The organism is Pseudalkalibacillus sp. Hm43, assembly GCF_054170705.1.
In genome coordinates this window covers 3,687,617-3,701,645 of record NZ_CM135129.1, presented here as the reverse complement: position 1 = coordinate 3,701,645, position 14,029 = coordinate 3,687,617, and the positions used below count along the sequence as shown (strand labels likewise).

The 14,029-nt window shown below is 41.1% G+C and carries 17 protein-coding genes; 5 read left to right on the top strand and 12 right to left on the bottom strand.

Annotation, left to right across the window (positions count from 1 at the left end; all coding sequences use genetic code 11):
• Window positions 1-156 precede the first annotated feature (156 nt).
• The gene (locus ACXQIQ_RS19175; RefSeq protein WP_439300793.1) at window positions 157-1,377 is read left to right on the top strand and encodes an MFS transporter; all 1,221 of its coding nucleotides are present in this window, start codon (window positions 157-159) and stop codon (window positions 1,375-1,377) included.
• A 40-nt stretch (window positions 1,378-1,417) separates the two neighbouring features.
• On the opposite strand, the gene ACXQIQ_RS19170 is transcribed toward ACXQIQ_RS19175, so the two are convergent.
• Window positions 1,418-2,230, bottom strand: coding sequence for a cupin domain-containing protein (locus ACXQIQ_RS19170; protein ID WP_439300794.1), 813 nt, complete (start codon window positions 2,228-2,230; stop codon window positions 1,418-1,420).
• 85 nt (window positions 2,231-2,315) lie between these two features.
• The gene (locus ACXQIQ_RS19165; RefSeq protein WP_439300795.1) at window positions 2,316-2,888 is read right to left on the bottom strand and encodes an HAD family hydrolase; all 573 of its coding nucleotides are present in this window, start codon (window positions 2,886-2,888) and stop codon (window positions 2,316-2,318) included.
• Window positions 2,889-3,044: 156 nt separating this feature from the next.
• Here ACXQIQ_RS19165 and ACXQIQ_RS19160 point away from each other — a divergent pair, with 156 nt between their 5' ends.
• From ACXQIQ_RS19160 to ACXQIQ_RS19145, 4 genes are all read left to right on the top strand, one after another.
• Window positions 3,045-3,500: a staygreen family protein gene (locus tag ACXQIQ_RS19160; protein WP_439300796.1), complete on the top strand. Its 456-nt coding sequence runs from the start codon at window positions 3,045-3,047 to the stop codon at window positions 3,498-3,500.
• A 103-nt stretch (window positions 3,501-3,603) separates the two neighbouring features.
• A complete protein-coding gene (locus ACXQIQ_RS19155; protein ID WP_439300797.1) occupies window positions 3,604-5,289 on the top strand; it encodes a M3 family oligoendopeptidase in 1,686 nt (561 codons plus the stop codon).
• Window positions 5,290-5,509: 220 nt separating this feature from the next.
• The gene (locus ACXQIQ_RS19150) at window positions 5,510-6,550 is read left to right on the top strand and encodes a M14 family metallopeptidase (RefSeq protein WP_439300798.1); all 1,041 of its coding nucleotides are present in this window, start codon (window positions 5,510-5,512) and stop codon (window positions 6,548-6,550) included.
• Between the two features lie 15 nt (window positions 6,551-6,565).
• Entirely contained in the window at window positions 6,566-7,687 is a 1,122-nt protein-coding gene (locus tag ACXQIQ_RS19145; protein WP_439300799.1) for a M14 family zinc carboxypeptidase, read from the top strand.
• 53 nt (window positions 7,688-7,740) lie between these two features.
• On the opposite strand, the gene ACXQIQ_RS19140 is transcribed toward ACXQIQ_RS19145, so the two are convergent.
• The 10 genes from ACXQIQ_RS19140 to ACXQIQ_RS19095 all read right to left on the bottom strand — a co-directional run bounded on the left by ACXQIQ_RS19140 (window position 7,741) and on the right by ACXQIQ_RS19095 (window position 14,020).
• The gene (locus tag ACXQIQ_RS19140; protein WP_439300800.1) at window positions 7,741-8,829 is read right to left on the bottom strand and encodes an AI-2E family transporter; all 1,089 of its coding nucleotides are present in this window, start codon (window positions 8,827-8,829) and stop codon (window positions 7,741-7,743) included.
• Window positions 8,830-8,984: 155 nt separating this feature from the next.
• On the bottom strand, window positions 8,985-9,362 hold the full coding sequence (locus ACXQIQ_RS19135; protein ID WP_439300801.1) for a hypothetical protein: 378 nt from the start codon (window positions 9,360-9,362) through the stop codon (window positions 8,985-8,987).
• A 21-nt stretch (window positions 9,363-9,383) separates the two neighbouring features.
• Window positions 9,384-9,638: a type B 50S ribosomal protein L31 gene (locus ACXQIQ_RS19130; RefSeq protein WP_439300802.1), complete on the bottom strand. Its 255-nt coding sequence runs from the start codon at window positions 9,636-9,638 to the stop codon at window positions 9,384-9,386.
• 18 nt (window positions 9,639-9,656) lie between these two features.
• On the bottom strand, window positions 9,657-10,805 hold the full coding sequence (locus ACXQIQ_RS19125) for an FAD/NAD(P)-binding protein (RefSeq protein ID WP_439300803.1): 1,149 nt from the start codon (window positions 10,803-10,805) through the stop codon (window positions 9,657-9,659).
• Window positions 10,806-10,827: 22 nt separating this feature from the next.
• A complete protein-coding gene (rpsN, locus tag ACXQIQ_RS19120) occupies window positions 10,828-11,097 on the bottom strand; it encodes a 30S ribosomal protein S14 (protein ID WP_439300804.1) in 270 nt (89 codons plus the stop codon).
• A gap of 213 nt (window positions 11,098-11,310) precedes the next feature.
• On the bottom strand, window positions 11,311-12,027 hold the full coding sequence (gene sigK / locus ACXQIQ_RS19115) for an RNA polymerase sporulation sigma factor SigK (RefSeq protein ID WP_226546564.1): 717 nt from the start codon (window positions 12,025-12,027) through the stop codon (window positions 11,311-11,313).
• Window positions 12,028-12,156: 129 nt separating this feature from the next.
• On the bottom strand, window positions 12,157-12,303 hold the full coding sequence (locus ACXQIQ_RS19110; RefSeq protein WP_439300805.1) for a hypothetical protein: 147 nt from the start codon (window positions 12,301-12,303) through the stop codon (window positions 12,157-12,159).
• Between the two features lie 113 nt (window positions 12,304-12,416).
• Window positions 12,417-12,563, bottom strand: coding sequence for a hypothetical protein (locus tag ACXQIQ_RS19105; protein WP_439300806.1), 147 nt, complete (start codon window positions 12,561-12,563; stop codon window positions 12,417-12,419).
• A gap of 419 nt (window positions 12,564-12,982) precedes the next feature.
• Complete coding sequence (locus ACXQIQ_RS19100; protein WP_439300807.1) at window positions 12,983-13,648, bottom strand: GNAT family N-acetyltransferase; 666 nt, start codon at window positions 13,646-13,648, stop codon at window positions 12,983-12,985.
• Window positions 13,649-13,783: 135 nt separating this feature from the next.
• Entirely contained in the window at window positions 13,784-14,020 is a 237-nt protein-coding gene (locus ACXQIQ_RS19095; RefSeq protein ID WP_439300808.1) for a YrhC family protein, read from the bottom strand.
• Window positions 14,021-14,029: the final 9 nt, after the last annotated feature.

The window sequence follows — 14,029 nt, the reverse complement described above, 5'->3', positions numbered from 1 at the left end:
TCCTTCCATTTCGCAGTGTTCACCTCGCTTCTTCAATCTCTCTCTACCTATATTTCCACACATTCGATACGATTAACCTTTTTCCCTTTCTTCGATTACCAATTGATAACTATTTCTATGTTATAATCGTTCTTGTTTAGGGCTAGGAGGGCAAATATGAATAAAAGACGTTTTTATCCTTTCTTAGGTGCAAAAACATTGATGGCATTGGCGGACGTTCTATATATCATGACCATCGTTACATACATTTACCAAAAGACAGGGTCGGCAACTTATGCGGCCATTTATCCGTTATTACAAGTCATTGCCAGTTTGATCGCTGGATTTACAACTCCGTTATTTGTAGAACGGTTCAAATTCAACGGGCTGCTAATCAACTTTACAATATTAAAAACCGTTCTGCTCATTGCATTACCTTTTCTTTTCCCATACATATCGGACCATCTAGTAGGACTGTTCCTATTTATTGCGATTCTATCCTTCATTTCAGGTTGGACGAAACCGCTCCTGAACACCATGATTCCGAAAGTCGTTGAGAAGGATCACCTTGTTACCGCAAACAGTTATCTTACCTTCTCCAATCATTCCGTCCAGCTTGCTGGGTATTCGTTCACCGGGTTAGTTGTCGTTGCATTTGGAGAAATATCGACTTTGTCCGCTACGGCTACGTTACAAGGGTTTGCGACGATTTTATTACTCACAACCTTGGTCTCTGTGCCCGATGAACAGCCAAAACCGAGTCCTTCTAAATGGAAGGCAATCAAGGATGGATGGCTACTTCTCTGGAACAACAAAACAATCCTAGTCATTACGATCATGGATATGATTGAAGGCATAGCAGGGACGATTTGGGTAGGGGCTATTACTCTAGTCTTCGTTCAAGAAGCTTTAAATCAAGGTGCTGAATGGTGGGGCTTTATCAACTCCAGTTATTATGCAGGCACCATCCTGGGTGGTGTACTAGCCCTTTTAATTGCGAAAAAGGTGCAAGCCAACCTCATCCAAAGCATGGCGATCGGCTCTTTCCTCTTCGGAATTTTGACTTTCTTATATGGCATCAACAGCGTTCCTTGGCTTGCATTGGTTCTATGTGTATTAATGGGGCCGTCTTATCAAATTCGTGACATCGCTCAACAAACCGCGATGCAGACGAGTGTGTCGACTGAACGTTTGCCGAAGATTTATGCTACACACGGTATATTGATATCGACCATAGGAGGTATTTCTGTACTTCTTGTCGGAATGGTAGCTGACTTCGTAGGCATTCGATTCGTCTATATTTTCGCCTCCATACTCATAAGTTGTTCTGCATTGTTATCTTTCACACTACTCCGGTTTCAGGCCAAAAAAGCGATGCAAACGAAATCATATTCATAAAAAAAGGAGGATGGGACCTGCCCATCCTCCTTCTTTGCAATCAATAAGTGCCTTCTGCTTCCAGCGCATCCTTTTTCGTCTTATGCACCGTTCCAAATGGATGCTCTGGTGGTGCATAGATGGCATAGAGCTTCATTGGCTCTTTACCGGTATTGGTCACATTGTGCCATTTACCAGCAGGTATGAAGATGGCATAATCATCAAATACTTCTGCTTCATAATCCAAATTATTGGGGTCATCTCCCATTTGGACGAAGCCTTGACCTTGTTCGAGACGGATGAATTGATCCAATTCAGGATGTATTTCTAAGCCTATATCCTCTCCCACACCAATACTCATTAAAGTCAGCTGTAGGTTATCTCCTGTCCATAAGGCTGTACGGAAATTATCATTCTGTAAGGTAGCCTTTTCAATATCAATGACAAAAGGCTCTCCCCCATAATCTTTCAACCGATAGGGGAAATATTTCGTTAAAAACTTGAATCGAGCGGCATTCATCCGTTCAGAGTTCATCGCTTGGAAGAAAACAGGTTGCTGGGTTGAGTAGCAGTTTTTTTGATATTCATGGAATCCTTCAATTTCGGATTGATAGGCTCTCTGAAGACCTTCCGCATAGTTTTGAAAAGGGACTTCTTTTATTTCGTACTCTGGCTGAGTACCTGTAAGCCCTCTATAGTATTCGGTAAATTGTTTCAACTGCACTTTTTTATTTTGTAGTGTTTGAAGGATTTCATATTGGTGCCTTTGATCCGGTGCCGACTGCGCTAATCGGCTGTAAAATTGGATAGCAGATGCTTCTCTTTTTATTCCGGCAAGTAAAGCATCGGCGACTGGTTGAGGATCTCTGTACATACTCTACCTTCCTTTCCTGTGCATTCTATCGTTATCTTATGCCCAGGTCTGAAATATGTACGTTGTTTTCGGTTGTTAAATCATCCTAGTGTTTTTTCTTGATTAGGTCATACAATTCAGAATAGGAATCCACATAATAATCCATTCCTGGGATGTCAGGGTCCTGGAAGCTGCAAGCTGGAATTCCTAATTCTTTCGCAGGGAGCAGATCCAGCTCTCGATCACCGACCACAAGGTCAATCGAATGTTCTTTTAAAATATGTTTGTAGGCAGTCGCATCTGGTTTTCTCGGGAATTCATCCTCCCACCCGATGATCTTTGTAAAATAGTGGTCCAACTGATGATGTTCCAAGACTCTTCTCACGACTTCTCTGGAGTTATGGGTAACGACAAAATTATGTTCAGCGAGCTTCAGTACATCTTCCAGACTTTCAAATAGCTCAAACTCTGCAGGCTCCAATTCCCGCTCCATCGCTTGGAAGTATTTCTTTTGTTCATCCGTCACACCGAAGTGGTTGAACGCGTGTCTAAATGATACTTTCATGTGACTGAGGATCTCCTCTTCTGTTGTATCGTCATCTAGCATCTTTTTAAATAGCTTGACGAACAAACGATAGCTGTCCACCATCGTTCCATCAAAATCCCATAAAATGTTCATATGTAACCTCCTCAATGACTTCTCTAGACAGTTTCTCCAACTACTGCTCCATTTCCTCTGAGTACATTCATTTCACTTCACCAACATAACAAATGTGGATTCGTAATACATTGTGTAAAACGTTACCCCTATCTTTTACCGATGAGGAGGGAAGTTATGTCCACTTTTGACCCAAACAAAGTAAGTACGAAATTCTTACCTCCCGCTAATCCCAACTACCCTGTTGTAGGAAGGAAATACACACTGACTCATTCTGATATCACTGGAGAATTGTTTTTATCAGTTGGTTGTAGGATTGATCTGGAAAGTATCGATCAACAGATGCGCGATGAAGTCATTGCTGAATGGAGAAGGGACAGATATGGCCGCTACCATTTATTCGGTGAGGTTTATGTAGATGGTGGAGAATTCAGCAAAGAAGTGACAGAACGGCGGTTCAACATCTTCCGAAAAGAGATGGGTACAGCATTAAAAGGCATGCTATATGGAGACCAGCCGTTTCTTTCCAATCACCCGTACCTTCTTGATGCACCCATCTATATCCAGTTCAACTCCACCTATCCGGAATACAATCAGACTTTCTACTTTGGCACACTGAGAGATTATGTTTAACATTTAATTCTCCTCAGACTACAGACGGATTTCCACTAGCAAAAAAGGGATTTAATTACCAAAGTGGAATTAATGTCATAGAACCATTGGAGGAGGACGAAAAATGACTGTGTACATGGAAAAGGTAAATGATCTGAATGTATTGGAAGTGGAATTGAAGAAATTATTGAATACCTCGATTGACTCTGTTGAGGAATTGGAAAAATGGCTCCTTGCCCAGACAGAGCTGTATGACATGGTTGAAGAAAGTACGTTGGGACATTATATAGATTTTCAATGCTATAGTAATGACGAGGATAAGAAAAAAGCCGTGGAACATGATCAGGAAAAAGTAAAGCCACTGATGAAACGATATAAGTTTAAGCTTGATGAGAAGTTCATGCAGACTCCATTTCGACATCAACTCGATCAAGCTTATTATGGCCGCTTCATCAAGAGCAAAGAGCTTGCGATGAAGTTGTATAGTGAAGAGAATATTGAAATTGAAGTGAAGGAAGATCATCTCGTCAACAAATACTTTGAGTTAATGGGTGGACTCACTTATCCGTGGGAAGGGAAAGAACTGACCTTCAGCGAATTACGCCAGGTTTTCAAAAGCCACGATCGTGATAAACGGCAACAATCGATGACCCTTATGTATGAAAAGTTCGAGTCTATGGCTGACGATCTACAGCCTATTCTCACTGAACTCATCCAACTGAGAGATCAAAAGGCGAAGAACGTCGGGTTCGCCAATTTCAGAGATTATATGTTTGCGAAGTATGAGCGCTTTGACTATGGTCCAGCGGATTGCAAACAATTAGCCGATGCTGTTGCAAAGCACGCTGTCCCGCTTAACAGGCAAATTCAACAGCAACACAAAAACGAACTCGGTTTGGATGACTACTTCCCTTGGGATCAGCATGCTGAAGCTTCTGGTTTAGAGCCCCTTAAGCCTTATGAAGAGATGGATACCTTCTTGGAAAAAACATCAGGAATCTTAAATAAGCTGGACCCGGAATTTTCAATGCTTTTAAAGGAAATGGATGAGCAAGGGAAGCTAGATCTGGAAAGCCGGAAAGGCAAGGCCCAGGGTGGTTTTTGTGAATACTTACCTGTTTCCAGAATGTCCTTCATCTTCATGAACGCAGCCAAAGCTCACAGTGACCTGATTACCCTCGTACATGAAATGGGCCATTGCATCCATGACCGTATGAAACGGGATATTCGATTAGGGAAGTATCGTGAAATCCCCATGGAATCAGCAGAACTGGCAAGCATGAGCATGGAATTGTTCACGTTGCGCGACTGGAAAGAATATTATCCGAATCAAGAGGATTTCATCCGCGCCCAAAAGAAACAGTGGGAAGATGTAATCGGCATGCTGCAGAGTGTCATGGTCATTGATCAATTCCAACACTGGCTTTATGAGAATCCAAACCATACTGTAGAACAACGCCAAGAAAGATACGTGGAGCTTTCCAACGAGTTCAGCAGTGGGGTCGTAAATTGGAACGGACGCGAAAAATGGAAAGAACTGAATTGGTTCATTGTTCTTCATATTTTCGAAGTGCCTTTCTACTTTATTGAATACGCGATTGCCCAACTCGGAGCTGTACAACTCTACATGCAGTTCAAAGAAAACCATGATCAGACACTAGCAAATTATAAACAAGCACTTTCTTTAGGAAGCTCAAAATCTCTTCCTGAAGTGTATGAAGCCGCTGGCATTCGATTTGACTTCTCTGAAGAAATAGTCGAAAAATTGATGAATTTCGCACACAATGAGCTTGAGCAATTGAAGAATTGATGGAGGGAAAGAAGAAGACTCGTCTACTTGACGGGTCTTTTTTTTGTAGCGTATTTCTGAATATAAAAGACTAGTTCTGTAGTCTCCTACCAAGATAGTAATTTGATGTTTTATGTCGATACATTAGCCCCTCTAGCCTGTTTATCCATTATTAAAAGGAAAAATGTCGGAACGAGCAGAAAGGTGTAAATATATTTCGATTCCCGAAAGGAGTAGGATGATGAAGAAAAAGTGGTCAATCGTATCAAGTGTCGTACTTAGTACTGGAATGATTTTCAGCGTACCGATGGGAGATGCAAATGCTACAGGAGAAGGTCCGAACTATAATGGTAATGAAACCATTATGAATGAAAGACTGCACAATTATGAAGAAATGGTCGATTTCTTGCACAAGCAAGATAAAAAATCTGAAGCACTGACTTTAGAAGTATATGGCCAATCCGTTAAAGAAAGGGATCTATTTCTGGCCAAGTTCATAAGTAACCCTGAAAATCCGACCATTCTTTTCCTTACACAACAACATGGTAATGAAACCCTTACAACGGAAGGCGCACTAAAGCTGATCCAACAGTTAGCTTCTAGCAGCAAGAATGTGAAAGAGATGCTTCAAAATGTGAACGTCCTTGTAGCTCCTCGTTTGAACGTAGATGGTGCTGAAGGGGATGTCAACTTTTCACTAGACGACTATGTAGCTGGAACGCATACACGCTATAACGCAAATGAAGTGGACTTGAACCGTGACCATGTGGCAAAAGAGCAGCCTGAAACTCAATCATTCCATGAAAATGTTCTCCAAAAGTATCAACCGGAATATATGATTGATCTGCATCATCAAGGTACACAAACTACCCTAGGCGACAGTGATGAACTTGTATCAGGGTCTATCTTGTATCCAACGAATCCTGAAGTGGATCCAGAAGTTGTTGAAGCTTCCATGCAGCTAGGTTCAGTCGTTTATGAAGCCGTTGAAGCAAAAGGATATGGGACTTTGTCGAAGTATAGAGGTGGAACCGCTCCGACAATCGGTCGGAACGGAATCGCGATGGAGTACGGCATTTCAACTCTATTGATGGAAATGAGAGGGATGGCTGATCATTATTATGAGCCTTATGTACTTGGACAAAAAAGTAACGGATATCTCATCCAGCAAGCTGTCGTAGCAATGGAAGCAGCAATTGAAGCCATAGCTGACGGTTCGATTGAAAAAGCAGATACTTCTTTTTGGGACACACTTCCCGAAAGTGGTTGGAAAAGCGAATAATTGAGGAGGCTTTTTATGTATAAATGGATAAAATTCATCACAGTATTTTCGATTGTGGCTTTGCTTACAGGAGTTGGTAGCGCCTATGCCTCGGACCACTCGAAACCAGGAGGTCCATCAACCAATGGCAATGATAACATCAACAGTATCATGACCTATGAAGAAATGGTCGATCAATTACACCACTTGGAAAAACAAAGTAAAGGAAAAATGGAAGTTCGTACTCTTGACGATTATGGAAAAACAGAACAAGGCCGTAGCATCTACAGTGCAAAAATCGGTCAAGGTGAAAAGGATATATGGATTCAAGCCCAAATCCATGGAGATGAGAAACTGACGACAGAAGCGGTCATGCAACTTTTAAAAACGTTGGTAAGCTCTGGTCATAAAGACGTAGAAACATTATTGAATGAGCTTACCTTGTATGTCATTCCGATCTATAATCCTGATGGAAGCGTCATGAATACCCGTGGGACAAAGCTTTCGGATGAGGAAGAATCCACATACATCGATTTAAATCGTGATTGGGCATTGGATGGTTTTAAAGCGAAGGAATCTGAAGTTGTTTATGCTTACTGGGCGGATGTAAAGCCGGATTATGCAGTTGATCTGCACCATCAAGGGTTCAAAACGGTGTACGGGACCGATGAATCTACCAGCTTTTCTTTAGGGATCTCTTTAGCACCTGATGGTCCTACGTTACCTGGACTCCAAGATGGATACTACAATACAGTTACGAAGCAGATGCAAGCGTATGTATATGATCAACTCAATCACTATGGCTACACACATATCGACCAATACCAAGTCGGTGGAGATACGAAATATTACATCGACATTAAAGGCGGGGTCGTCTCTGCCATGATGCTAGGCTTGAACTATGATAACTTGAATCCAGATGGTCACAGTAACCCTGCTATCTTCTTTGAAACGAAGGGCAATACAAGAGAAGGAAACCTCGGACAAAAATCGAATGGCTATTTAACGAAACAAAACTACATTGCATTGAAAGCTTTGCTTACAGGTATTGCTACAAATGAGATCAAAGATGTCGATCCTGAACATTGGAACGACATACCCGCTTATCCTGCAGCAGGCTACTATACAGACTATGCAGGTATCCTCCCCATTCCATAAGTAGGATGAATCACAAAACTCAAAAGGCTAACTGCCTTTTGAGTTTTTTATGCTTAAGATATCTCATTCCTGTGTAATCGGATCAATCGTCTCGTATGGATGACGAGTACCTTACCGATCGCATAGGTTGGAATGGCAAGGATCAAACCTAGAACACCTGCAATACTGCTAGCTACCAACAATAGTAGAATGACAGTCAGTGGATGCATACTTAACCTTTTCCCCATCACCTGAGGAGAGATCAAATTGCTTTCAATCTGTTGAATGACGATTACGCCGAGAATTACATAAAGTGCTGTCATCGGAGATTGTAGTAGTCCTACAATAACTCCTGGCGCAGTGCCAATAATCGGTCCAACAAATGGTACGACATTCAGGAATAAAGCAATCAAAGCAAGAACGAGCGCATACTCCAGGTCAATGATCAGATACCAGATATAGACGAACGTTCCGATGAACAAACTTACAATCAATTGACCTTGGATGAATCCACTTAAAGCTTTATCCATATCATCTAGTATACTTTTTCCTTCATCCCGGTGCTTTTCAGGTAGAAAACGGAGGATGGATCCAGGAAGTTTATGGCCATCTTTTAACATATAGAACAGAATAAATGGTAAAAGAATCAGAATGACGATAATGTTGGTTAAGACACTTAGAAAAGATACGATATGATTTCCAACTGATGAAGTAAGATTCCCTACTGAACTCGAAATGCGTTCTGTCAACTTACCATCGTTCAACACACCACTCTCCATCACACGTGCCACAACCGGGTTTTGCTTCCATTCTCCCATTTTATCTTTGAATTTCTCTGCAAGCTCTGGAGCTCCCTCAATCAAACTTTTCACTTGTTCTTGGAGAACGGGTCCAAACGCCCATACAACACCCGTTATGAGACCGCCAAAAATAACATAAACAAGGAGGATGCTAAAGATCTTCGGAACATTAAACCTTTGGATCAAATGTACAATCGGACGGAATAAATAAAAGAATACACCTGATACAACGATTGGAAAAAACAATGTAGTAATTAATATTCCGATGGGTCTGAATAAGAAGGAAATTTGGGTTCCGACCCAAATGATGACAAAGATTAACAGAACCCAAATCAAACTTCTGAACATTTTGGATTGCAGCATCGGCAAGCTCCTTTCTAATCTCTAACTCCATACCCTCCATTGCGCAAAAATAAAACAGCTCCAGCCTATCCAGGCCGTGAGCTGTTTTACATTTAAGATCCTTTTTCTTGTCGAATGGTTTTCCCTTAGAGCCTTACTCGGGAAGTTGACGATCTTCAACCAATATTACTTTTGTTTATCTTTAACGGGTTCCAAGATAATAAAAAAGCTGCTTTCCGCTCAGAGTTCTTGCTAACTAGGTCTGTGCAGTCCAACCATTGTAATTCATTTAACTTTATATGAAGTTCGGCATCAATCGTCTTTTCGATGTCCTTCATCAGGCGATCAATTTCCCGAATGGGCTGTCTGAAATGCTTTGCTGCCTGACGATAAGGTGAATGCATTTGCAATTTGTCGATGAACTCTGCTGAAGTAACGGATTGCTGTGCTAGATACTCTTCCTTATCTACGATGTATTCATACACCTTTCTTTTTTGTTCAGGAAGAGATTTAACAATTTCTCTTATGAGCATTTCAGACAAATAATCATTCATTCTGCTCTCTCCTCGATTTTCTTAATCTTTTTTATCCATATTGTATTTCTTCAAGAAACGCTCAGCGCGTCCACCACTGTCCGCAAACTTCTGTCTACCTGTATAAAAAGGATGTGTATCCGAACTCACATCCACTTTAATTAATGGATAAGCGTTTCCATCCTCCCATTCGATTATTTCATTAGAGGTCTTCGTCGACCCTGACATGAATTTGTATCCGCTATTCGTATCCATAAAAACTACTTGCCGATATTCTGGATGTATTCCTTTTTTCATTATGATCTCTCCTTTACTTTACATTGCTGATATTCGTTCAGCGATTTTTCTTGCACCGGAAATGTTCCTGGACACGGGTCCAATTTCCAGTTCAGCCAACGCACCTGCTACATGGAGACCTTTGTCCCATTCCAAGTGATGCGTTATGATTGGAAAACCACATTCTGCACATTTAAGATCATACCGTTTTATCGTTCGCTCTAGCCATTCCTTCCCAGGTAAAACACCCTCAACTCCAGTAGCTAAAATGACATATGAGGCGTCAATCTGGGAACCATCCTTCAAAAGTAAATGAATATCTTCATCAATCCAACAGTTTGATACTTCACTTGTGATCACGTTCAATCTCTTCTTTTGTTCGAGGTGTTTTTGTCTGCGATAGAGCGATTTCGTTGTAGATCCTCTGTACCTCGCATCGGTAATGATCCTTCTACGTTCGTTAAAATCTTTCACCTTACTGTATGTGTTTAAATTTTTAGGACCTATCCATCCCGGATCACTGTCAAACTCATGAACACGGGTAGGATGTCGCTTTATCTGAATCACCGGTAGCTCGGTGTCTTTGCAAATTTTATTCGTTAAATGGGATGCCGTGATACCACCTCCAATAATAACGACCGGTAAAGTTACACCCTTGAATGAAGGCAGATCACAATCAAAGATATGAAACACTTTCTCAGACCTTACTTTTGCCCAATCTGGGTAATATGGGCGATTATTGACCCCCATTGCTAAAACGACCTTTTTGGAAGGAATCTCATCTCCATCAGTCGTAATAACAATCCAGTGATCTTCTTGTTGTATCAAATCCTTAACAAAACCGACTTTCCAACATGTCTCCAATTTAACTTCATCGAAAATATGTTTACAATGTGCGTTAAATAAACTTAGTTTTGGTTTTGAATAGTAGCCATAGAAAACATCAAGTGAAGATGTACCTTTAGCAAACTTTTCGAGGCTGAAGGGATATGGATCGATATGATGAACGACAGGAGAGCGGAGGTAGTCCATGCCAATGCGTGAAGTCAACTTTCTCCAACTCTGCATAGGTTTTTGATAAGGATCAATGATTTGTATATCTGAAGGTTTCATATCTTTGTTTTTCAATAAATAAGTAGCAATTGTACACCCATGCACGCCACCTCCGACAATCACCCATTCCTTCATTGCAATTCTCCTTTAAAATGTATTACCAGCTTGATTTTTTAACACCAGGAATCTGTCCTTTATGGGCAAATTCTCTAAACGCAATACGAGACATTTTGAATTTTCTTAAATAACCTCTAGGCCTTCCTGTTACTTCACATCGATTTTTCAAACGTGTCGGGGAAGAATCTCGGGGGAGTTTCCGCAGTGCCTCGTAATCCCCTTCCTCTTTCAATTTTCTCCGGATTTCAGCATAGTGCTCAACCATCTCTTGTCGTTTACGCTCTTTCGCAACTTTGGACTTTTTAGCCATAACTGTATATGCTCCTTTTCTAATTGTTTCTTATAAATCGAAATGGTTACGATTTAATATAGAAAAAATACAAACCGTAATGATTACGATTTGTTATAGGAATAGTATAAAGATTCCTCTTCCATTTGTAAACCATGAATATTTCTTTGGGTAAGGTTACCGGTTGACTAACAAAGAACAGCCCTGGTGTAGGCACCATGGGCTGTTCTCTTTTCACGATCCTTTTTCTTTGTCATTCCGCTGTCTATAAAACTCATGGAACAATTTCATTAAAGCGCGCTTTTCTATACGAGAGACATAGCTTCTTGAGATTCCCAGGTCTTTTGCGATCTCTCGTTGAGTCCGTTCTTTTTCCATGTCGAGTCCGAAGCGCCCGACGATGACTTCTTTCTCGCGATCATCCAAAATATGAATGTGCTCGTAGATCTGTTTCTTTTCCATCTTGAGCTGGATCGTGTCGACAATGTCATCCAAGTCCGCTTTCAAGACATCGATTAGGGTGATTTCATTGCCCTCTTTATCCGTTCCGATCGGGTCGTGTAAGGAGACATCCTTTTTCGTTTTCTTGATGGCTCTCAAATGCATGAGGATTTCGTTTTCAATACAACGGGCAGCGTAGGTTGCAAGCTTCGTTCCTTTCCCTCTGGAATAGCTCTCGATCGCTTTGATCAGCCCGATGGTACCGATTGAAATCAAGTCTTCCGTGTCTTCACCTGTGTTTTCGAACTTTTTGCAAATATGTGCAACTAACCTTAAATTGTGTTCAATCAGACGATTGCGTGCTTCTTCACTACCCTCCGCCATCTCTTTAAGATATTTCGCTTCTTCTTTAGGTGACAATGGCTGTGGAAACGCATTGTTCTTCACATATGAGACGAAGAACATGACTTCTTTGAAGAAATAAGCGAGTGCTGCGATGATGCTGGACACACCCTCACCTCCATAGGCAGCTATCACACATACTTATACCTATGATGGGTTGGGCTTGGTTGTGTCTGTACTAATTTATTTTAAAAATAGTAAGAGCAAGCGGTGGCGTCCCCCGCTTGCTCTTTTTCATTACATATTCATGAAGGTGTTGGACTTATCGTGTGCAGCGTCCATCATCGACTGAACGCGTGCTTGGTGTTCCAATATATTCGGATCGACTTCATGCGTACGTACTTTTTTGATAATCGTCAAAATAAATAATTGAAATGGCATCATACTCTATCACTCCTTTGGCTAACAATTTCCTTTCAGGTGGTATCTTTCTCCGTTACAATCCAATCTAGAAATACTTTTCCTCTCCTCATTTTCTTCATCCTCCTCTATCGTTTTTACATGTGAGACATGTAATAAAAGGCTTTGTCACGGTTCTGACTGTAGAACTCTTCGACTTCTTGACGTTTCTGGTTCTCTTCATACGTCATTTCACTTTTCATGTTTTTAATAATGGTTAAAATGAATAAATGCACCGGCATCATAGCGGAATCCCTCCTTTCTATGAATCGATTAATCTGGGTTTAGCCCCCGCTTGTGCCAACGTTTTTGTTTTTTAATCTTCTTCCACATGTTGTTCAGCCTCCTTTCAGAATTCATTCATATAAAAACGCCACAGGAATAACTCCCTGTGGCGTAGGTCGGCATGAAGACAGAAATGGTCTACTGTCTTTTATAGGCATAAAGAAGCCACAGGCAGTCGTCGACCTGTGGCGATTTTAACAAAGTTCAATGTTTAAAAATCGTTCGTTTCACTGGTCGAACTACTTTTCATATTGGGTTGTGCGTTGTTTGCTTTCCAGTTTGTCATGATCATCATTTCGTTCGACCTCCTTTAGTAATTTTAACCTGCAGAGTAAAGTATACCCATAAGCAATCCAATTGTAAACCGCAAATTGAAAAATTATTTACTTTTTTCTAAAAATGGGTTTTTCCACTCCATCAAGACCCCATAATTGGCGGACTCCGGATCATCTAAATAGTTGGGTAGCAATTTGACTGGCGTGCGTCCGGCTTTCATTAGGAAACTCACCACAGGATCTTTTAGCGTACCTTCCATAATACTCTCCAAATACGCATTTGGTGACAGTCGATCCTGAACTTTTTCATAACCGGGCATGCGACTGCCGCCGAGGACGGACTCCAGTTTCAGTTCCACAACAAGATGGAATAAAGCTTGCATCAACAGTTTCCCCAGCCCCGTCTTCCTGTATTTAGGTCGCACACTGATATCGACCACATACAGTGCGTTGCCGTTCGGGTCATGATTGCTTATTGAACCATTTCCAGTGATCTCTTCCCATGTATGGTCTTCACCTTTATGGTTTACAATCAACGTCGTAATAGAGCCCGCAAGCTCCGCCCCGACTTGCGCACATATCGCTCCTTCAGGAAAAAGACGGATATGATTGGACAGCTGATCTTCTGTCCACCACAAATCAGAAGGAAAAGGGGGTGGGAAGCACTCTTTTTGGATTTTAATCAACTGCTCGAAGTCGCGTTCGGTGTAATTACGGATCGTCGTTTTGAACGGATGATCATCTTGAAACAGGTACTGGGAAAATTCCATGTTCAATGAACCCCTTTATGTATGTCGTACCCATATATTTAGATAGGGGAATTGGAAATCCTGCTTCATGACCTGTGTAATTTTAATGATATAAAAAAAGCCCAGAGCCATAGCTCTGAGCTTTTACATATATATCTATTGATCTGTATTCAGTTTCTTTTTCCAAACTGAAATTCTTCGATAAAAAAGGATTGTAACCCCTAAGAATGTGTAACTTGCACTTAGTAGCATGAGTTGATCTGCTGTCTCTTTTCCTTCAAAAGGAACGATACTTCCGATGTAGAGAAATGCACTTAATGATAGTAGAACAAAGCTGAACCGTTTGAAATCTGCAATTTTCTCTTGTAGATTCTTTACCATTTCTTTAGACAATTTCCCCAC

What these genes read in the sequence shown, in the direction of transcription:
- rpsN (WP_439300804.1), bottom strand. Translation starts at nt 11,097, where the DNA reads ATGGCTAAAAAGTCCAAAGTTGCGAAAGAGCGTAAACGACAAGAGATG.
- ACXQIQ_RS19110 (WP_439300805.1), bottom strand. Translation starts at nt 12,303, where the DNA reads ATGATGCCATTTCAATTATTTATTTTGACGATTATCAAAAAAGTACGT.
- ACXQIQ_RS19155 (WP_439300797.1), top strand. Translation starts at nt 3,604, where the DNA reads ATGACTGTGTACATGGAAAAGGTAAATGATCTGAATGTATTGGAAGTG.
- ACXQIQ_RS19130 (WP_439300802.1), bottom strand. Translation starts at nt 9,638, where the DNA reads ATGAAAAAAGGAATACATCCAGAATATCGGCAAGTAGTTTTTATGGAT.
- ACXQIQ_RS19150 (WP_439300798.1), top strand. Translation starts at nt 5,510, where the DNA reads ATGAAGAAAAAGTGGTCAATCGTATCAAGTGTCGTACTTAGTACTGGA.
- ACXQIQ_RS19140 (WP_439300800.1), bottom strand. Translation starts at nt 8,829, where the DNA reads ATGCTGCAATCCAAAATGTTCAGAAGTTTGATTTGGGTTCTGTTAATC.
- ACXQIQ_RS19165 (WP_439300795.1), bottom strand. Translation starts at nt 2,888, where the DNA reads ATGAACATTTTATGGGATTTTGATGGAACGATGGTGGACAGCTATCGT.
- ACXQIQ_RS19160 (WP_439300796.1), top strand. Translation starts at nt 3,045, where the DNA reads ATGTCCACTTTTGACCCAAACAAAGTAAGTACGAAATTCTTACCTCCC.
- ACXQIQ_RS19170 (WP_439300794.1), bottom strand. Translation starts at nt 2,230, where the DNA reads ATGTACAGAGATCCTCAACCAGTCGCCGATGCTTTACTTGCCGGAATA.
- ACXQIQ_RS19175 (WP_439300793.1), top strand. Translation starts at nt 157, where the DNA reads ATGAATAAAAGACGTTTTTATCCTTTCTTAGGTGCAAAAACATTGATG.
- ACXQIQ_RS19125 (WP_439300803.1), bottom strand. Translation starts at nt 10,805, where the DNA reads ATGAAGGAATGGGTGATTGTCGGAGGTGGCGTGCATGGGTGTACAATT.
- ACXQIQ_RS19135 (WP_439300801.1), bottom strand. Translation starts at nt 9,362, where the DNA reads ATGAATGATTATTTGTCTGAAATGCTCATAAGAGAAATTGTTAAATCT.
- ACXQIQ_RS19100 (WP_439300807.1), bottom strand. Translation starts at nt 13,648, where the DNA reads ATGGAATTTTCCCAGTACCTGTTTCAAGATGATCATCCGTTCAAAACG.
- ACXQIQ_RS19145 (WP_439300799.1), top strand. Translation starts at nt 6,566, where the DNA reads ATGTATAAATGGATAAAATTCATCACAGTATTTTCGATTGTGGCTTTG.
- ACXQIQ_RS19105 (WP_439300806.1), bottom strand. Translation starts at nt 12,563, where the DNA reads ATGATGCCGGTGCATTTATTCATTTTAACCATTATTAAAAACATGAAA.